Source organism: Aminobacter aminovorans (assembly GCF_900445235.1).
GTDB classification, from domain to species: Bacteria; Pseudomonadota; Alphaproteobacteria; order Rhizobiales; family Rhizobiaceae; genus Aminobacter; species Aminobacter aminovorans.
The window spans coordinates 84,323-102,149 of record NZ_UFSM01000003.1 but is presented as its reverse complement, the minus strand read 5'-3'; the positions used below and the strand labels follow the sequence as shown (position 1 = coordinate 102,149).

15 protein-coding genes are annotated in these 17,827 nt (G+C 61.5%); 6 read left to right on the top strand and 9 right to left on the bottom strand.

The window, feature by feature from the left end:
* Nucleotide 1 precedes the first annotated feature (1 nt).
* On the top strand, nucleotides 2-736 hold the full coding sequence (locus DY201_RS27005; RefSeq protein WP_115734418.1) for a 5'/3'-nucleotidase SurE: 735 nt from the start codon (nucleotides 2-4) through the stop codon (nucleotides 734-736).
* Between the two features lie 7 nt (nucleotides 737-743).
* Here the strand turns inward: DY201_RS27005 and DY201_RS27000 are convergent, their stop codons facing one another.
* The 3 genes from DY201_RS27000 to DY201_RS26990 all read right to left on the bottom strand — a co-directional run bounded on the left by DY201_RS27000 (nucleotide 744) and on the right by DY201_RS26990 (nucleotide 2,846).
* On the bottom strand, nucleotides 744-1,286 hold the full coding sequence (locus DY201_RS27000) for a chloramphenicol phosphotransferase CPT family protein (RefSeq protein WP_115734417.1): 543 nt from the start codon (nucleotides 1,284-1,286) through the stop codon (nucleotides 744-746).
* A gap of 64 nt (nucleotides 1,287-1,350) precedes the next feature.
* Nucleotides 1,351-2,538, bottom strand: coding sequence for an MFS transporter (locus DY201_RS26995; RefSeq protein ID WP_115734416.1), 1,188 nt, complete (start codon nucleotides 2,536-2,538; stop codon nucleotides 1,351-1,353).
* 101 nt (nucleotides 2,539-2,639) lie between these two features.
* Complete coding sequence (locus tag DY201_RS26990; RefSeq protein ID WP_115734415.1) at nucleotides 2,640-2,846, bottom strand: DUF1127 domain-containing protein; 207 nt, start codon at nucleotides 2,844-2,846, stop codon at nucleotides 2,640-2,642.
* Between the two features lie 126 nt (nucleotides 2,847-2,972).
* Between DY201_RS26990 and DY201_RS26985 the strand changes: the two genes are divergently transcribed.
* Nucleotides 2,973-4,490 (top strand): winged helix-turn-helix domain-containing tetratricopeptide repeat protein, encoded by a 1,518-nt coding sequence (locus DY201_RS26985; protein ID WP_172582968.1) that lies wholly within the window; start codon nucleotides 2,973-2,975, stop codon nucleotides 4,488-4,490.
* A 482-nt stretch (nucleotides 4,491-4,972) separates the two neighbouring features.
* Nucleotides 4,973-7,168 carry an esterase-like activity of phytase family protein gene (locus tag DY201_RS26980; RefSeq protein WP_115734414.1) on the top strand — a complete coding sequence of 732 codons (2,196 nt, stop codon included), beginning with the start codon at nucleotides 4,973-4,975 and terminating at the stop codon, nucleotides 7,166-7,168.
* Between the two features lie 92 nt (nucleotides 7,169-7,260).
* Here the strand turns inward: DY201_RS26980 and DY201_RS26975 are convergent, their stop codons facing one another.
* From DY201_RS26975 to DY201_RS26950, 6 genes are all read right to left on the bottom strand, one after another.
* Nucleotides 7,261-7,599 carry a slr1659 superfamily regulator gene (locus DY201_RS26975; RefSeq protein ID WP_115734413.1) on the bottom strand — a complete coding sequence of 113 codons (339 nt, stop codon included), beginning with the start codon at nucleotides 7,597-7,599 and terminating at the stop codon, nucleotides 7,261-7,263.
* A 19-nt stretch (nucleotides 7,600-7,618) separates the two neighbouring features.
* On the bottom strand, nucleotides 7,619-8,176 hold the full coding sequence (locus DY201_RS26970) for a slr1658 superfamily regulator (RefSeq protein ID WP_165916103.1): 558 nt from the start codon (nucleotides 8,174-8,176) through the stop codon (nucleotides 7,619-7,621).
* A gap of 4 nt (nucleotides 8,177-8,180) precedes the next feature.
* Entirely contained in the window at nucleotides 8,181-10,550 is a 2,370-nt protein-coding gene (locus tag DY201_RS26965; RefSeq protein ID WP_115734412.1) for a SpoIIE family protein phosphatase, read from the bottom strand.
* A complete protein-coding gene (locus tag DY201_RS26960; RefSeq protein WP_115734411.1) occupies nucleotides 10,547-11,737 on the bottom strand; it encodes a class I SAM-dependent methyltransferase in 1,191 nt (396 codons plus the stop codon). The genes DY201_RS26965 and DY201_RS26960 overlap by 4 nt, the downstream gene beginning before the upstream one ends.
* Nucleotides 11,734-12,207 (bottom strand): ubiquinone biosynthesis methyltransferase UbiE, encoded by a 474-nt coding sequence (locus tag DY201_RS26955; RefSeq protein ID WP_115734410.1) that lies wholly within the window; start codon nucleotides 12,205-12,207, stop codon nucleotides 11,734-11,736. Before DY201_RS26955 ends, DY201_RS26960 begins: the two co-directional genes overlap by 4 nt.
* Nucleotides 12,208-12,397: 190 nt before the next feature.
* Nucleotides 12,398-14,080, bottom strand: a complete 1,683-nt coding sequence (locus DY201_RS26950) for a putative bifunctional diguanylate cyclase/phosphodiesterase (protein WP_115734409.1) — start codon at nucleotides 14,078-14,080, stop codon at nucleotides 12,398-12,400.
* A 330-nt stretch (nucleotides 14,081-14,410) separates the two neighbouring features.
* Between DY201_RS26950 and DY201_RS26945 the strand changes: the two genes are divergently transcribed.
* From DY201_RS26945 to DY201_RS26935, 3 genes are all read left to right on the top strand, one after another.
* Entirely contained in the window at nucleotides 14,411-16,888 is a 2,478-nt protein-coding gene (locus DY201_RS26945) for a DNA translocase FtsK (RefSeq protein WP_115734408.1), read from the top strand.
* Between the two features lie 259 nt (nucleotides 16,889-17,147).
* Complete coding sequence (locus DY201_RS26940; protein WP_115734407.1) at nucleotides 17,148-17,504, top strand: ElaB/YgaM/YqjD family protein; 357 nt, start codon at nucleotides 17,148-17,150, stop codon at nucleotides 17,502-17,504.
* Between the two features lie 54 nt (nucleotides 17,505-17,558).
* The gene (locus tag DY201_RS26935) at nucleotides 17,559-17,726 is read left to right on the top strand and encodes a Thivi_2564 family membrane protein (RefSeq protein WP_115734406.1); all 168 of its coding nucleotides are present in this window, start codon (nucleotides 17,559-17,561) and stop codon (nucleotides 17,724-17,726) included.
* The last annotated feature ends 101 nt before the right edge of the window (nucleotides 17,727-17,827 follow it).

Here is a 17,827-nt window from a genome sequence, read left to right as displayed (position 1 = left end):
CATGAAAATCCTGATCTGCAACGACGACGGCATCGCTGCGCCGGGCCTGGCCCGTCTGGTGGCGGCAGCGCAAACCATCAGCGACGATGTCTGGGTCGTCGCGCCCGAGCGCAAGCACACGGCCGCCGGGCCTTCCCTCACCATGGCCGAACCGATCACCATGCGCCGCACCGCCGAACGCTGGTATTCCTGCTCCGGCCGGCCGGCGGACTGCGTCGTCACTGCCATGACCTGGCTGCTTGCCGGCGACGACAAGCCCGACCTCGTTCTCGGCGGCATTAATGACGGCCGCAACGTTGCCGAGGATCTAGCTTATTCGGGTACGCTCGGCATTGCCCGTGAAGCCAGCTTCTGGCGCGTTCCGGCAATCGGTTTCTCCCAGGTCAAGTCGCCTGACATTCGGCCCGGCGACGATACCTGGCTCGGCGGCCTGATCGCCGACCTGTGGCGCAAGCGGGCGGAATGGGTGCTGGAGGGCCATTGGCTCAGCATCAACCTGCCGTCATCGCTGCCGGCCGAAATCCGTCAGCCAAAGATCGGCCGCGACAAGATCGCCCGGCGTTCGGAAATCGTCGAACAGGACGGTGACCGCACCGTGCTCGTCGTGCCCCGAGGCCGTGAGCGGACGAGTGTCGAGGGTGACGAGAACAGCACCATCGATGCCGGCTACATTACCATCAACCGCATCAACTGGTTTGGCGAGACGCGCCTGGCCGACAGCTTTCTGAAGGCGTGACCGTCGGTCAGAGCCGGAACCGGCTGAAGCTGGAACTGCGTTCGGTCTGACGCCAACCGTCGAGCACTGTTGCGACATTGGCATCAACGCCATCCGTCGTGTCCAGTTCCAGGTCGTAGGTCTTGCCGAGATGGATTGTCTCGTAGTCGCGTTTGGCACTTCCTATCAGCCGGTCGCCGCGCTCGCTTTCGCGTTCGATCAGCAGTTCCAGCGGACAGTGAACGGCGACGAAGAACACGTCATGTTGCGCCAAAGAGCCAGAAAGCGTCTCAAGCCACCCTGGTGTATCCAGTATGTGTTCAAGGATCAGGTTGTTGCCGGCGTCGGCATAGGCGGCAAGCGACGCGTGGAAGCCGTCGAAAAAAGCCTTCCTGGATTCGGTCCAGACGAATTCCCCGCTGCGGAAGCGGCTGAGGGGGAGAACGCCGGAGTCGCGCAGGTGGTCGATCGAAATGTGCCAGAACGGCTTTTCGATGCGGGCTTGCAGTTCTCTAGCGATGGTGGATTTTCCGCTGCTGGATGCCCCATGCAGGAAAATGATCTGCGCCATGTCATGCCTCGTCTCGTCTTTCGGCGCCGTTTTGTTGCCGTGATATGTCAGGCATATGACCGCTCTACTCCGGGGCGCCGTCGATGCCTGTGCGACCATGTCGGCGTTCCGCCAGCAGACACATTGCCAGCGCCGCGCATACCAAGCCTAGCGCCAATGGCAGTCCCTGATGTCCGATCAGTTGTATCGCCAGGCCCGTCGCAGGCGAGCCCACGATGCCGCCGATGCCCCATGCAAGCGCGAAGCCCGCATTGCCGGCGATCAAGGTCTGGCCGGAGAAACGCTCGCCGAGCTGAATCAGTGCCATGGTGTAGATCCCGAAGGACGCTGCGCCCCAGAGGAAAACAAGCGGCCAGATCGGCCATGCGTCGAAAACCAGCGGCAAAAGCAGGCAGCCAGCCAGTGAAGCCAGGACACAGAACAGCATGGTTCGCCTTGAGCCGAGTTGCTCGGCCATGCGCCCGAGCAGGATCTGCAACAAGGCGTTGCCTGCGATGAAGCAGGTGATGAGCGAAGCGATCCTGCCTTCGGCGCTGCCGAGTGCTGCGCCATAGACCGCAAACAGGGAGATCAAGGTCTGCTCGAAGGCGGCGGCGGTGAAAACCGCAAACAACAGCATAGGCGCAAGCGCGAAGAAGCCGCCGATCGACGTCGCCTCGCCGTCATGGGGCATCCTCGGCATGCGTTGTACGACCGCAAGCACGATCAGACCGCAGGCAAGGAATGCCACGATGCCGACCAGAAAAGGCGGCCAGCCCTGGGTACCAACCAGGCCGAGCGATAGCGGACCGATGGCGAAGCCGCCGGAAACGATCGCCGAATAAAGGCCCATGATGCGACCTCTCCGGGATGCTGGCGTGATCGCCAGCAGCCAGGTTTCGCTGATCACGTAAAGCGGATTGGCGAAGAAGCCGAGCAGGAAACGCAGTGGCATCCAGGCCCACACGTCCTGCGTCAGGGCGATCGCCACCAGGGTGGCGGCTGCCAGCATCGAACAGAGGACGGCAAGACGTGCAGCACCGACGCGCCGCGTCAATGCCGGAATCGCAGGCGAAGACACAATGAAGCCAAGCGGCGTCATCGCCGCCGAGAGGCCGATCAGGCCCGGCGTCGTGCCTTGTCGCTCGAGCATGAAACTCAGCAGCGGATAGGTCAGCCCCTGTGCCACGGCAAACACCGTGACGGTGGCAATCACACCCGCCATCGCGGCCCACGGGATCTCTCGCTCCAATCTCTTGCTTTCGGCGGTCATGCGGACCTCGAGACAGGGCAGCCCGCCTCCGGCTCGTAGGCGCGCCGGCGAACCGTAGCGGCACGAAGAAGCTGGACGTCAGGTGTCATTGCAGCTTTGCCTCATGCTTGCCAGAAATGTTTGGTGAGTTCCGTCTCGACCTGTCGCGTCGTCAGGCCGACATCGTCGATCAGATGGGGATCGGATCTCCATTTCTGCTCGAGTTCCCAGCGGAAGCGTATCCGCCAACGCCAGTTTGCCAAGATGCCCAGCAGGGACACCCCTCCTGTCTCAGGTGGCGGCGGCATAACCATATCAGTGTCGTTCATGGGCTGCCTCCTTTCGGCTTGAGGTGCTGGACCTTCAACCTGATGAGGAGGACTTCTGCAGCAGACGAACGGCGTTCGTCCTTAAGCGCCGCCAAATAGTTCCAAAAACTTCCAAACCGGCTATAGATGCGCGGCATGCAGGGAGCGCGTTTCGCCTTTGGTCCGTTCGTGCTTGATCCGGACGCTGGAACATTGCTCCGGAACGATGAACCCGTTGCCATAAGCCACCGCGGGCTGAAGTTGCTCGCAGCACTGGTCGGGCGATCGGGCGAGATCCTCGGCAAGGCCGAACTGATGGATGCGGCCTGGCCGGACACCTTGGTCGAGGAAGGCAACCTCACCGTTCAGATCGCACAGCTCAGAAAATGGCTTGGTCTCACGGCCGACGGCGGTGAATGGATCTCCACGGTTCCGCGCGTCGGCTACCGTTTCACGGGGTTGGTCGAACAGCTAGGCGAAGCCAGGCGAAAACCTTTGCCGCTACCCGACAAGCCGTCGATTGCCGTGCTGCCCTTTGTCAACGTCAGCACAGATCCAGAGCAGGAGTCGTTCGCCGATGGCTTGACCGAGGACCTGATCACCGATCTCTCCAGGGTTCCCGGCCTGTTCGTCATCGCGCGCAACTCGTCCTTTGCATACAAGGGGAGGGCGATGGACGTGCGCATGATCGCAAGCGAACTCGGCGTGCGCTACCTGCTTGAAGGCAGTGCCCGGCGCGCCGCGGGGCGGGTGCGTATCAATGCCCAGCTAGTCGATGCGGTGAACGGCGATCATCTCTGGGCGGAGCGTTTCGATCGCGGCCTGGCCGATATCTTTGCCGTTCAGGACGAAGTCACCGGCAAGATCGTCGAGGCGTTGCTTGGCCGGCTGCGCACCCCGCCGCCGCGGATCCGGCCCAAAAGCCTTGAGGCTTACGACCTGTGCGTCCGCGCCCGCAAGCTGATGGACGATTCACCGCAAGCGGCGCGTGAAGCGCATCTGATGCTGACGCGGGCGATTTCGCTCGATCCTGACTATGCCGAGGCCCATCGCTGGCTTGCCATGAACCACTGGATGGGATGGGTGCACAGCGGCGGACCGGCAGAACCCACCCGCAAGGTCGCGCTCGACCTTGCGCGCAAGGCTGTGGCGCTCGATCCCGGCGACGCCGGCTGCTGCTGGGTGCTGGCATATCTGCTTGCCTACCACAAAAGCTTCGCCGAGGCCGATGCGGAGTTCGCCAGGGCGATCAAGCTCGACCCGAATGAAGCCGACACCTGGGCGGCACTTTCCGACATCGCGATCCTTGCTGGCCGGATCGACGAAGGCCTCGATCACATCCGTAAGGCGTTTCGGCTGAACCCGTTTCCGGCAAGCTGGTACTATCTGACGCTTGGCCAGGCGCAGTATGCCGCCCGGGACTACGAAGCGGCCGTCGAGACGCTGCTCAGGGACGAGACCTATCGCACGAGCTCGCGTCGTTTCCTGGCGGCAAGCCTCGCCCAACTGGGCAGGCTCGACGACGCACGTGCGGAAGCCGAACTGTTTCTTGTCGGCAACCCCGAATACACCACCCGCCACTGGGTTGCGACTGAGCCGTTCCGCGACGCTGCCACGCTTGCGCATTTCGTCGAAGGTTTTCGCAGGGCTGGTCTTCCGGAGTGACGCACAAGAAGTTTCCGGTCGCAGCGTAATGACGAGTTCCATAAGATAGATTACGCGGCAATTGGTTGTAGCGCGGTGGGTTCTACCTTGAAGTGCGACTTTGCAGCGATACCAATGGGCTATCGCAGGGCATGGTTCAGGGTTCGGTCACGCTGACCCCTGTCGGCACGGTGATGGTGTGGTTCCAGCAGGACCTCGACGATGTTCAGCTCGGCCCGCTCCATGTCCACCGAGATCGACCTCACATCGACCAACGCCACGCGCCTCTACAAGGGCGGCCAGTGGTCGACACCGTCCTGACCCAGCAAGGCGTCCCGGGCGGCGATCGTCGCCCGGGAGGTTTTTTTCAGCCGGCGTTACTTGCGTCATCGACATGGGCGCTCGTTGTTCCTTGTCATGAAACCATCATCCTGTTGTCATCGCGCTGAAATCTCATTGCCCCAAACGAAGACCGCAATTCCGTTCAGGCAAAGAGGTTTCCCATGTCACGCAAGCTCCTGCTTTTGACGTCCGCGCTGGCGGCGTCCGCAGTCTTCCCTGCTTATGCCGACCAGGCTTTCAACCGGATCGCCACCTTTCCGGTCGCGACCAATCTGCCGGCTGGCGTAGACGCCGCAACCCTGACGTCGTCTGAAATCATCGCCGCGTCCGAAGATGGCATGACGCTGGTCTATTCCGACAGCCCGCTCGGCGCAGTCGGCTTCATCGACATCACCGACGCCAAGGCACCGAAGGCCGCCGGCATCGTCAAGATCGAAGGCGAGCCGACCTCCGTCACGGTGCTGGGCGGCAAGGTCTTCGCCGGCGTCAACACCTCGAAGAACAAGCAAGAGCCCTCGGGCAATCTGACCATCATCGACCTCGCCTCCAAGGCGATCGAGGCCTCCTGCGATCTCGGCGGCCAGCCCGACTCCGTGGCGCTGAGCAAGGATGGAAAGTTCCTCGCCATTGCCATCGAAAACGAGCGCGACGAAGAGCTGAACGAAGGCGCCCTGCCGCAACTGCCCGCCGGCAACCTCAAGATCGTGTCTCTTAAGGACGGTTGGGTGGACTGCGCTTCGATCAGGACGGTCGACCTGACCGGCATCGCAGCGGTTTCGCCGGAAGATCCGGAGCCGGAGTTCGTCGCCTTCAACGAAGCCGGCGAGATCGCCGTCACGCTGCAGGAAAACAACCACATCGCCATCGTCGAAGCCGCCTCGGGGAAGATCGTCGCGCATTTTTCGGCTGGTGACGTGACACTCGAGAACGTCGACACCAAGAAGGACGGCGCGCTCAGCTTCACCGGCAAGGTCGAGAACGCACCTCGCGAACCCGATGCGGTGAAATGGCTCGACAATGATCGTCTCGTCGTTGCCAATGAAGGCGACTACAAGGGCGGTGCGCGCGGCTTCACCATCTTCTCCAAATCAGGCGAAGTGCTCTACGAGTCCGGACCCGCCTTCGAATACCAGGCGGCCGCCGCCGGCCACTATCCCGATGCCCGCAACAAGAAGGGCATCGAGCCGGAAGGCCTGGAGTTCGCCCAGTTCGGCGATCAGAAATACATCTTCGTTGCCGCCGAACGCGCGTCGCTGATCGGCGTCTACAAGGACACCGGCAAGGAGCCTGAATTCGTCCAGCTCCTGCCCTCGGGTATCGGACCGGAGGGCCTCGTTGCCATCCCGCAGCGCAACCTGCTGGTCACCGCCAACGAGACGGACCTCGTCGAGGACGGCCTCGCCCGTTCGCATGTCATGGTCTATGAACTCGGCGAAGGTGCAGCCGTCTATCCGCAGATCGTGGCAGCTTCCAATGACGACGGCACGCCGCTCGGCTGGGGCGCTCTCTCGGGCCTCGCCGCCGATCCCAAGGAAGCCGGGAAGCTTTATGCGGTGTCGGACTCGGTCTACCGCTCGGCGCCGGCGATCTTCACCCTCGACACCACCAAGACCCCTGCCCTGATCACCGCAAAGACCATCGTCACACGTGATGGCAAGCCGGCGCAGAAGCTCGATCTCGAAGGCCTGGCACCCGACGGCAAGGGTGGCTTCTGGCTCGCCTCCGAAGGCCGCACCGACAAGCTGACCCCGCACGCCATTTTCAACGTTAACGCCAAGGGCGAGATCAAGGACGAGATCGCGTTCCCGGCGGAGCTGCTGGCGCATGAGACCCGTTTCGGCCTGGAGGGCATCACCACGGTCGGCGAAGGCGACGACCTCACTCTGGTCATGGCAATCCAGCGTGAATGGGCCGACGATCCCAAGGGCCAGGTCAAGCTTCTTGCCTACAAGCCCAAGGACAAGGAATGGTCGGCGGTACGCTATGCTCTTGATGCGACCGACAAGGGCTGGGTCGGCCTGTCGGAAATCACTGCCCATGACGGCAAGCTCTTCGTCGTCGAACGAGACAACCTGGTCGGTCAGGATGCCGTCAACAAGCGCCTTTATTCGGTGGCGCTCGATGGCTTCAAGCCGGTCAAGCTGGGCGGCGAGCTGCCGGTGGTGGCAAAGATCCTGGTGCGGGATCTCGTGCCCGATCTCAAGGCGGCCACCAACGGCTACGTCGTCGACAAGGTCGAGGGCTTTGCCATCGATGCGTCAGGCGAAGCCTTCGTCGTCACCGACAATGATGGCGTCGACGATTCCTCGGGTGAAACGCTGTTCATCCGCCTGGGCAACATCGCAGCCATCAACTGAGCGGATGGCGTGTCTTGAAAAGAAAGCCGCGGCATCGATGCCGCGGCTTTTTTGCTGTCCGGCTTTGCGGACGTTACATGCTGCTCGGAGATTCAGTCGATCTGCAGGACCAGCGCCGGATGCAGCTTTTTCAGATTTGGCAGCGACTTGGACTGCCAGGGTATCTCGGAACTGCCGCGCACGATGAGCTGCACGTCGGGGTGCTTGCGCACCTCGATGGTAAACTTTGCCAGAAGGTTGATACCGGATGAGTTGAGAAACTCGAGGTCGGTCAGGTTGAGCGTCATGGTTTCAGGCTTTTCGGCGAGAATTGCCGTCATCACCGCCAGTACCGGCGCGTAAGCTTCCGAGCCGGAAAGCCGCATGGAGCCATCGAAATAGACATCGCTGTTTTCGGTCCAGACGCGATAGTCATCGGTTCTTACTTCCATGGGCGCCTTCGTTCTTTCCTTAGTGAGCCTGCGAGATCGGGATCGTGGCGTAGGTTTCGACGTGAACCCGGTTGCTGGATTCAACCGGGCTGAAGATCCATGCCAGTCGGGCGCCATAGTCGCTCATCAACGTCAGCAATCCAAGCCCTGAGCCCGTAGCATCGGGATCGGCGGCATTTGCCTCGATCTGCTGGATCAACAGGTCGCCCGGATCGCCTATGGTAATCTGGGAGAGAAGCTTCTGAAACGTCACCGCGGTCTTGTCGGCAACGATGTTCGAAACCTTCACCTTGAAATTATCGGAATCCATCGATGCTTCGACGATGATCTCGCCCGGCTCACGAAACTTCACCGCGTTCTCGATCAGCTCGTTGACCAGGTATCCGATGCTGTGGCGCACTTCCTTGTAGTCGTTTCGTGACGCGTGGAAGGGCAGCGCGAAAAGATCGGCGATGAAGTCCGAAGTCGTTGCGCAGTGGTGCCATTTCAGGTCCAACGGCCCGTCAAACAATCTGACGCGGCTGATGTTGTCGCGCATGCCCATCGCAATGTCGGCCGGTCCATACATAGTTGTCATGTGCTCACCTGTGCCTCATGACGACGAGTGTAATATCGTCGTGTATCTTCCGTGTGCCGATATATGCCATCAGGTCGTCGACAATTCCCGTCTTGATCTCTTCGGCGCTGCCGCCATAGCGCGACCGTGCGCTTTCGCTGAGCCGGTCGAGACCAAACAGCTTGCCGCCTGATCCTTCCGCCTCCGTCACGCCGTCGGTGTGAAGCACGATGACGTCGCCGCTGCTGAACGGGATGTTGCGGGTCGCGACGAAAGGCGAGATGTCGCGCTCGAGACCGACCGGCAGGCCAAGGTCGAGCGTGTCGATCCGTTCGACGTTACCCCCGGCGCGGACAACCAGAACCTCTTCATGCTGGCCTGACAGAACGAGACGCTCGTCTTCATAGTCAAGGAACGCGAGCGACAGGTGCTTGTCGGAATTGGTGCGCTCCAGGTTCTTGAAGATGGCGCGGTTCAGCCGGTCGAGGAACTGCCGGGGATTGTCTTCGCCAGTCTCCTGGAGCGCGCGCGCGACTGATTGCACCATCAGCATCAGCACGCCGCTTTCAAGGCCGTGTCCGGTGACGTCGCCAATGCCGATCTTGAGGCGATGCCCATCCTGCAGGACATCGTAATAGTCGCCGCCGACTTCATCTGCCGGCCGCATGTAGGCGGCGATCTCGATGCCCGGGATCAGCGCCAGTTCGCGCGGCTTGGGCAGCACCATCATCTGTATCTGGCGCGCGACATCGAGTTCGGCGCCCAATCGCACGTTTTCGCTGCGCAGCTTTTCGTTGAGCGAAGAGATTTCGACGTTGGCGTCTTCGAGATCCCTGGTGCGTTCATCGACCAGCTGTTCAAGGTTCTCGGTGTGGAAGCTGATCTGCTCGGCCATGCGGTTGAAAGCCACGCCGACCTCGCCGACCTCGTCCTTGGACGGGATGTTGACGCGGACGGAATAGTCTTTTGCCTGGAGCCGGCGGGCACCAGCAGCAAGTGCACTCAGACCTGCCGTGATGCGCTTGGACAGGCCAAACACCGCGGCAAAAACGATCATCAGCGAAACGATGATAGCCAGGAGCTGATAGAGCAGGATCCGGTTCGTCGCCTTCGAAATGCTGTCCTGCGCCGCAAACAAGGCAGCATAGATCTCGCGCTCGGGCACGACGATGCCAACCGACATCGCCTGTTTTTCGATGGGGCCGGTGCTCCAGAGATTGGTTGGCTTCAGCCCCTTGAGGACGACGATGTAGGGAACGTTTTCGCCGTCCTCCTGCAGCAGGACATGCTGGATGACGCCGTCATTGCCGCTGTTGAGGTCGAGCGTCGCGATGGCCGGCTGGGTGCTGGAGCGCAGCGAGCGTTCGAGGCCGGTGACCCCGTCCGTACCCTTTTGATTCGAAGAAACCAGGCCGATCGTCGCTTCGCTCTTCGCATTGATGGCCACCACGTTGCCGTTCGGCATCGTCAGGAAGCCGAATCCTGTATCGGCGATCTTGACGTTCTCGACGATCTCGGCGAGCTGGTCGAGGGTGATATCGGCGCCGGCGGCACCTGCGACGCCCGTGCGGTCGCGCGTCCATAGCGGATGGAAGAAGCTGACGATCAGCTTGCCGGTAATCGCGTCGGTGTAGGGGGCGGTCTGGGTGATGTCGTTGTCCGGGATGAAACGCGACGCCGGATCGCGTGCCCATTGCTGCCACGAGCCATAGATGCCGGGGAAGAAGAACTCCCAGAACTCCGAACTGTTATGGCCGGGATAGAGGCGATCGAAAGTCTGGGCCTGGTCCGTATAGGGCGCCGTCCTGAAGATTGGCCGCTCCTTCGGGCCGATGTAATACATCTGCAGCTTTGACGAACCGCTGGTCAGCAGGCTCGGTGCGACGAGGTCAAGCACCGCGCTGTTTTCGATCTCTTCCTGGACGGCCGGCAGCGGCTTGTGGTCGGGGCCAAGCAGATAGCCCCAGACACTGACCACGGACGGTGCGCCGGGCAGGTTCTGCGCCCACTGTCCCTTGGTGTCGTAGACCACCTGAACAGAGGCCGCTGCCTGGTTCGCCAGCGTGGCGCCGACCTGTTTTTGTCGGTCGGGGTCGTCGATCTGACCTTGAATCACGCCGGCCAGTGTCTTGACGTCGGCATGGACCCGGTCGAGCAACAGGTCGACCCGCGACGCCGTCGACTCGGCATAGGAGCGGATATACTCCTGGTTTGCCGTCGTCAGGCCAGCGCCAACCTCGGAGGTTGCGTCTTTCGACAGCCGCTGCACGTTCCACAGCGCCAGGCCACCGCTCATCAAAAGGTCGAACAGGACGGCTCCGCCCACAACCAGCACGAACTTCGCGCGGAAGGAATGCAGTCCGAAACGTGGGGTGTCCTGCATATCCGTGCTCATAGCGGCTTCTGCCCCGAGGCAGCCCAGATGGGCCAGCCTGCGTATCCCTTCGGGTGGAGGGCAGCCGAGATGTGATCCTTGAAACCTTGCCTGAACTGCTTGATGAACTCGCCGGAATCGCCGCGCTTGACCGCCATGTCACCGGCATAGACCTCTTCCCATGCCGCGATCATGTCGGCAAAGTCCTTTGGGTCGCCGTCGAGATTGGTCACCATGAACTGTTCGACGCGGATGTCGTCAAAGCCGGCATCGGCCAGGTAGCGCCGGCTTTTGGGGCCGAGCTCGACATCCATGTCGAAGTGTTCGAACAGCTTTGCCACCTCGTTGTAGGTCCAGCGGATGCTTTCGGCGCGTGGCTCACCCAGACAATGAGAGTTCTTCTCATTGGTGATGTAGACCCGGCCTCCCGGTTTGCAGATCCGGAACAGCTCCTTGAGGATCTGCGCCGGACGATTGAAGATCTGCAGCGAGTGCCGGCAGGTGACGAGATCGAACTGGTCGTCATCGAGCAGCATCTCGGAGGCGTCGCCATAGGTATACTCTATGCCTGTGATGGCGAACTCGCTGGCGACGTTCCTCGCATAGGCCAGGCTCGATTTGGAGTGATCGAGGGCGACGATCCGCGACGGCTCGAACTCCTTCTGGACCAGCACGGCGAAATCGCCGATGCCGCAGCAGATATCGGCCATGACGATGCCCGGACGCATGCCGTGGCGCGGCAGGATCGAGCGCTCGTGCCGCCAGGTCATCTTGGTCTGGGTGCGCAGGATGGGGATGAACCCACCCTCTTCGAGGAAGCTCTGCCCGGGATAGAACTCGCTGTCATATTCCTCGACGGTGATGCCGGGCTCGATCTTGCTGAGCCGACCGAACTTGCGTGTCGTCCACCCGACGACGCTTGAGGTGATAACGATGAACCTCAGGTCCGGCCTGACCCGGCATGCGTCGATGATGACACGGGAAAAGGCATGAAACGCAGTGTTGTTCATCTGCGCGAGGCGTCTGACGTTGATGTAAAGCACGCCGCGGACGCTTTCGATCGACTCCTTCAGCAGCGCCAGGCTCGGCGCAAGCTCGTCGATCGTTTGCGGGCGCACCGAGCCGGCAATCGAAAATTCCTGGTTGTTCAGGTCAAAATGCGCCTTGAAGCGCCCTGAGATGCTGGATGGGGCCGGGTGTGCAGTCAATTTGCCAGGCCCCCGAGCGGAAGGTCGACGACGATCGTGACCGTATCGGCATCAACCTCTTCAAGCCGAAGCGTGGCGTTGTAGTTGACGGTCAGTTCGAGAAGCATCATGTCGCGGCTGGGTGCGACATCGCCTGAAAGCGAGCTCAGGTAGCGCGCCTGCCGATCGGCTCCCTGGACCCGCGCAACCGCAGACTCCAGGAAGGCGTGCTCTTCCCGGCTGCAGGCAAACGTCAACTCGATCCGGTCGGTCTCGCCGAGGCGAGACAGCCTGCATTCGAGCGCTCCCCCAGAGTGGCGTGTCCTGAAAGTGACCTCCAGCAATTCATTCAATGCGGATGAAAAGAGATTTGAAAACAGAACGGAGTCGGGCCTGTTATGGCTGATCGTACGCGCCAGATAACTCGAAATGTAGTCGCAATGCGCCCAATTCGAAAGGAAAGATGCGATCTCCATGTCGACCTGGATCATTGTGCGAAAACTTGGTTCCGCATTCGCATCTTTGGTAGGCATGTCACCCTCTTGCCGTTCTGGCCGAGCAGCAGCGCCGCGCGGCTTGTTTGAGGTGTCCGGCCGGAAGTCGGTCGGCCCTGACACTATCCGTATGTATGGCCTTGTTCGCTTGCCCCGTCGAGGCAAGCTTGCAGGGTGTTGCCTGACGTCATGATCGATCTTGTGCTTGCGGCGCTTTTTCTTCCGCCAGCGGGCGGTCCGCAAACTCACCCGTCGCGTCCGCCCCCATCGGTCGCCCAAGGAAGTTGCCCTGCAAGCAATCACAGCCCTCTTCGATCAGCCAGTTTGCCTGGCCGGCTGTTTCGACCCCCTCCGCGGTGACGCTGATGCCCAGGCCGTGTGCCAGGCTCATGACGGATCGGACGATCGCCTGGCTCTTGCGGTCGGCAACCAGGTCCTTGATGAAATACTGGTCGATCTTCAGCGTATCGAAGGGGAAATTCTTGAGATAGCTCAGCGACGAGTAGTGCGTGCCGAAGTCGTCGAGCGAAATCCGGATGCCCAGGACATTGAGCGTATTAAGCGTGTCGAGATTGTCGACTGTCTGCTCCAGAAGCACCGTTTCGGTGATCTCGAGCTCGACGCGGTCGGCGCGGATGCCGACCTTGTCGATGATCTGGGCCACGGTGTCGGTGAGCGAGCCGCTCAGGAACTGCGCCGGTGACAGGTTTACCGCGACGTTCAGCGAGGGTGGCCAGGTCATTGCCTGTCGGCAGGCTTCCTCGAGCACCCAGCGGCCGATGTCGTCCATCAAGCCGTCGGCTTCGGCAATCGGTATGAACACGTTCGGCGGAATGAGGCCAACCTCGGGATGATGCCATCTCAGCAGCGCCTCGAAGCCGATCACTGTCGATGGCGGGCGAATGAGCGGCTGGTATTCAAGGTAGAGCTCCTGTCGCTCCAGGGCCATGCGCAGGCTTCGCCGCAGATTCTCCCGCTGCTCCAGCAGCAGCATCATCGAGCGGTTGAACGTGCGTGCGCAGCCGCGGCCGTCGCGCTTGGCCGCGTAAAGGGCGATGTCGGCCGCTTTCATCAGTTCTTCGCTCTCGACCCCGTGCTGGGGGCCGAAAGCAATGCCGACGCTGGCGCCGACGAAAAGCGGTATGTCGTTGATGACGAAGGGCGCCTTGAAGGCATCGACAATCGCCTGCGCCAGCCGTTCGGCCGCCATGGGCTGTTGCTTGCCCGCCTGGATGACCGCGAACTCGTCGCCGGCGTATCTGTAGGCAGCGTCGCCGTCCTGCAGCGCGCCGCGGATCCTGTTTGCTGCAAGCTGCAGCAAGGTGTCGCCGGTGCCGTGGCCAAGCGTGTCATTGACCGATTTGAAATCGTCGAGGTCGATCTGCAGCAGGGCCGACTTGTCCCGGGAATCGCCGCTTTCCGCCAGGACCTCGTCCAGGCGCTCGCTGAAGCGGCGGCGGTTCTGCAATCCGGTCAGCGCGTCGTGCGTCGCCTGATGCTGCAGCAACTTCACGCGATCCGCTTCCTCGGTGGCCGCGCGGCCGTCCTGCGCAGTTTCAGCAGTCTCGATGATGCCGACGCCATCAGCCATTCCAAAGCAAAAGATCGCTCCCGTTGGCTGACCTGACAGCGCCTTGAGCTTGATTTGCGTCGATGAACCATCGCGCGCAGCAAGCTGCATTGCTGCGCGAAGCTCGTTCTCGCCAAAGTTTGGGTAAATCTCCCAGGCCATGGCACCTGCGGTCATGGCATTTCCGCGAATGCTCTTCAGCCTGACCGAGCAGTCGGTCAGCCGGAAATCGTGGTCATAGAATGAAACAAGATCGGTGGTGTTTGCGAGGAAGCTTGCAAGGCGGGCATCGCGGTCCATGGAGAGGTTCGAGGGCCTGGGCCCTCCGCCTCTTTTGCCCCCAGCCTTCGGATACGCAAACCAATTCCAAAAGCGGTACAAGTCCGCATCTCCTTACCGCATGACGTAAAGTTAGCACAGCGGAACAAGGGCTTGCAAACACCCGGCGTGCGAACTCCACAATCATCCGTTGGTGTCGGCTGTAGTCGTACACTCGTCTAACAAACGCAGAATGACTTGGTTCCGGTGTTGCGAATTGGCCCTTCCGGATCACAAAGCAGAAAGCTGGAAGGAACTGTTAACCACTCGCTTCCTATTGCTCGGGGGACGTTTCATCAGCGAGTCTTGAGTATGGGAAGCACGCGTTTGCCTCGAGTGAATTTTTCGAACCAAGCCTCGCATGATGACCGCCCGGATCGTGCGGAGAGCAAGGGTGACCGGACACATGTGCCCTCGCCGGCCGATGGCCCCGGCTGGCAGGATTATTTCTACCTGGCGCCCAATGTGCGCTTCACCCGCACGCCCGATTATGACGCCGCGAAGCGCCAGGCATACGAAGCGGCGGAAGCCGCCCATCATGAAGCCCAGACGAATGTCGCGGCGGTTCAGCCGCAGGTGAACGAGCATGCGGTAGCCGCCGCGCCCGTCATCGATCGTGTTCCGTCCCGGCCGGTTACCGTGACGACGGGAGCCCAGGTCGTGGAGGCCTTGCAGGCGCAAATCGCCAGCAGGATCGCCGCGCCGGCCCAGCAGGCGGCCTCGCCCCTGACGCAAGCCGTAGCAGCCATGCCGCCCGTCTCCCCGCCGGCACAGTCGGCAACCAAGCCAGCAGGTGTCAGTGAGGCTCCAGCGGCCCAGCCAAAGAAGGCCCGGTGGTCCTATCTTTCAGACCATGCATTTTTTGAGTTGATGGCGCCAAACACCTCGGACGGTCCTTCGCCGGCAGCCGCGGTGGTTGCCGCCCGCCCCGCGCCTGTCGCGGTCCGCGTTGCGCCGGCGGCACCCGTCGTCGCCAGGCAGGCCGAGATTCCGGCGGCAGAAATTACGGCGCTGTTCCGGGTCATCGAGTGCATTCCGCCGCATCAGGTAAACGCGGCGCCAGCCGCGCCCGCCAACTCCAACGAAGCGAAACTTGAAGTTGCTGCGACTGCCGGGCTGCATCATCCGGCCCCAGCGGTCGGAGCGGCGCCCGAGCCAGCCAGTGTCGTCGAGCCAATGACCCCTGCGCGTCCGGTGTCGCCCTTGCCCCTGATGGGCAGGATCGTGCCTGCGACCACTGGCGATGCCTACGAATTGCCCTCCGAGGAGCTGTTGCAGCTGCCGCCGGCAGGCCAGGGGTTCTACATGTCGCAGGAGCGACTGGAACAGAATGCCGACCTCCTGGAAAGCGTGCTTGAGGATTTCGGCGTGCGCGGCGAGATCATCCATGTTCGCCCGGGCCCTGTCGTGACGCTCTACGAATTCGAGCCGGCGCCGGGCGTCAAATCCTCGCGTGTCATTGGCCTTGCCGACGACATCGCTCGTTCGATGTCGGCGATTTCGGCGCGTGTCGCCGTTATCCCCGGCCGCAACGTCATTGGCATCGAGCTGCCCAACGAGACGCGCGAGACGGTCTATTTCCGCGAGCTGATCGAGTCGGACGGCTTCCGCAATACTGCCTGCAAGCTGGCTCTCTGCCTGGGCAAGACCATCGGCGGTGAACCGGTCATCGCCGAACTCGCCAAGATGCCGCATTTGCTCGTCGCCGGCACCACCGGCTCGGGCAAGTCGGTCGCCATCAACACCATGATCCTGTCCTTGCTCTACAGGCTGAAGCCGGAAGAGTGCCGCCTGATCATGGTCGATCCGAAGATGCTCGAGCTTTCGATCTATGACGGCATCCCGCATCTTCTGACCCCCGTCGTCACCGATCCGAAGAAGGCGGTCACCGCACTCAAATGGGCGGTGCGCGAGATGGAAGACCGCTACCGCAAGATGGCGCGGCTCGGCGTGCGCAATATCGACGGCTACAACGAACGCGCCGCGATTGCCCGCGACAAGGGCGAGACGGTGGTGATGCAGGTGCAGACCGGCTTCGAGAAAGGCACCGGCGTGCCGCTTTTCGAGGAGCAGGAGATCGACCTCGCGCCGATGCCCTACATCGTCGTCATCGTCGACGAGATGGCCGACCTGATGATGGTCGCCGGCAAGGAGATCGAGGGTGCTATCCAGCGCCTTGCGCAGATGGCGCGTGCCGCCGGCATCCACCTGATCATGGCAACGCAGCGCCCGTCGGTCGACGTCATCACCGGCACGATCAAGGCCAATTTCCCGACCCGCATCTCGTTCCAGGTGACGTCGAAGATCGACAGCCGCACCATTCTGGGTGAGCAAGGCGCCGAACAACTGCTCGGCCAGGGCGACATGCTGCACATGGCCGGCGGCGGCCGCATCTCCCGTGTCCACGGTCCGTTTGTTTCGGACGCAGAGGTCGAGCACGTCGTCACCCATCTCAAGGCGCAGGGACGTCCCGAATATCTCGAGACGGTCACCGCCGACGAGGACGACGAGGTACCGGAAGCCGAGGACACGCCAGTCTTCGACAAGGGGGCCGTCGCCGCCGAGGACGGTGACTCGATCTATGACGAGGCGGTCAAGGTGGTGCAGCGCGACAAGAAGTGCTCGACCTCCTATATCCAGCGCCGACTTGGTATCGGCTACAACCGTGCCGCTTCCTTGGTCGAGCGCATGGAAAAGGAAGGCCTCGTCGGTGCGCCCAACCATGTCGGCAAGCGCGAGATCATGGCCGGCCGCCGCGACCACGCGCAGACGAACGACGAGCAGGACTGATCGGCTATTTTGAAAGACAAGACAGGGCATGACGAACCGCCCTGTCTCTGCTGGCGCCTATTTGAGAGCCTGTAGCTTGTCGATCGATCGTGCAAAAGGATGACCGGCTACGGCCTGTTTGCGCCGTGCCAGAGAGGAGTCGACACCAGGCCTCGCCGAGGTGGCTGCCTGATCCTCGGTCTGAATGAGAGGAAAGGAGATACTGACGGAACGAATTGCCGTCTGCGCCGTTCCCCATCTGGTTGCAGAAGGAAAAATCATGGCTGACACACCTAAGACTGAAGTCACGAGCGTCGAAAGCGTTCAAAAGTCAGTCGAAAAGCAGATCTCCGAGCTGCGCAAGGAGATTGCCAAAATCAACAAATCCCTTTCCGAACGGAGCGCAGAGCTCGCCTCCGAAGCGCGCGATGTGGCGAATGACGCCATCGAAGAGGCGTCGACCCGGGCGTCGCGGGCGGCTCAGCAGCTTCGTACACAGGCCCAGTCGGTCTCGGAGACCGCTCGAGAGAATCCGGCTGCAACCGGTATCGTGGTCGGCTTGGCGGGGCTGGTCGGAGTGATGATCGGCTTTGCCATTGCAAAAGGCTCAGGCGACCAGCGTAACGGTTGGTATTGATCGGCACTTCGCCGCCCGAACCAGGCGTTCATTCAACGCCCCTAGGAGAACCATATGGCCTCATCAGTGCTCATCAGTATTCTGATCACATTCCTTGTAATCGTGCTCGTGCTTTATCTGGTGCAGCGACTGCCTATCGACGCAAAGATGCGGCAGATTGCGCAGATAGTCGTGATCATCATCGGTGTCATTTCGCTGCTCAAATACCTGGCAGTTTTTTAGCCGGCTGTGTACGGCAACAAAAAAGCGGCTTTCGAGCCGCTTTTTTTCTGCCTAGCCCCCGACCCCTGCGACGTTGGGTATCAGCGCCACGCATATGGCCA

Coding starts and splice junctions, on each gene's coding strand:
- DY201_RS26990 (WP_115734415.1), bottom strand. CDS start 2,846: ATGAACGACACTGATATGGTTATGCCGCCGCCACCTGAGACAGGAGGG.
- DY201_RS26975 (WP_115734413.1), bottom strand. CDS start 7,599: ATGGAAGTAAGAACCGATGACTATCGCGTCTGGACCGAAAACAGCGAT.
- DY201_RS27005 (WP_115734418.1), top strand. CDS start 2: ATGAAAATCCTGATCTGCAACGACGACGGCATCGCTGCGCCGGGCCTG.
- DY201_RS26935 (WP_115734406.1), top strand. CDS start 17,559: ATGGCCTCATCAGTGCTCATCAGTATTCTGATCACATTCCTTGTAATC.
- DY201_RS26955 (WP_115734410.1), bottom strand. CDS start 12,207: ATGATCCAGGTCGACATGGAGATCGCATCTTTCCTTTCGAATTGGGCG.
- DY201_RS26940 (WP_115734407.1), top strand. CDS start 17,148: ATGGCTGACACACCTAAGACTGAAGTCACGAGCGTCGAAAGCGTTCAA.
- DY201_RS26980 (WP_115734414.1), top strand. CDS start 4,973: ATGTCACGCAAGCTCCTGCTTTTGACGTCCGCGCTGGCGGCGTCCGCA.
- DY201_RS26985 (WP_172582968.1), top strand. CDS start 2,973: ATGCGCGGCATGCAGGGAGCGCGTTTCGCCTTTGGTCCGTTCGTGCTT.
- DY201_RS26950 (WP_115734409.1), bottom strand. CDS start 14,080: ATGGACCGCGATGCCCGCCTTGCAAGCTTCCTCGCAAACACCACCGAT.
- DY201_RS26965 (WP_115734412.1), bottom strand. CDS start 10,550: ATGAGCACGGATATGCAGGACACCCCACGTTTCGGACTGCATTCCTTC.
- DY201_RS26970 (WP_165916103.1), bottom strand. CDS start 8,176: ATGACAACTATGTATGGACCGGCCGACATTGCGATGGGCATGCGCGAC.
- DY201_RS26945 (WP_115734408.1), top strand. CDS start 14,411: ATGGGAAGCACGCGTTTGCCTCGAGTGAATTTTTCGAACCAAGCCTCG.
- DY201_RS27000 (WP_115734417.1), bottom strand. CDS start 1,286: ATGGCGCAGATCATTTTCCTGCATGGGGCATCCAGCAGCGGAAAATCC.
- DY201_RS26995 (WP_115734416.1), bottom strand. CDS start 2,538: ATGACCGCCGAAAGCAAGAGATTGGAGCGAGAGATCCCGTGGGCCGCG.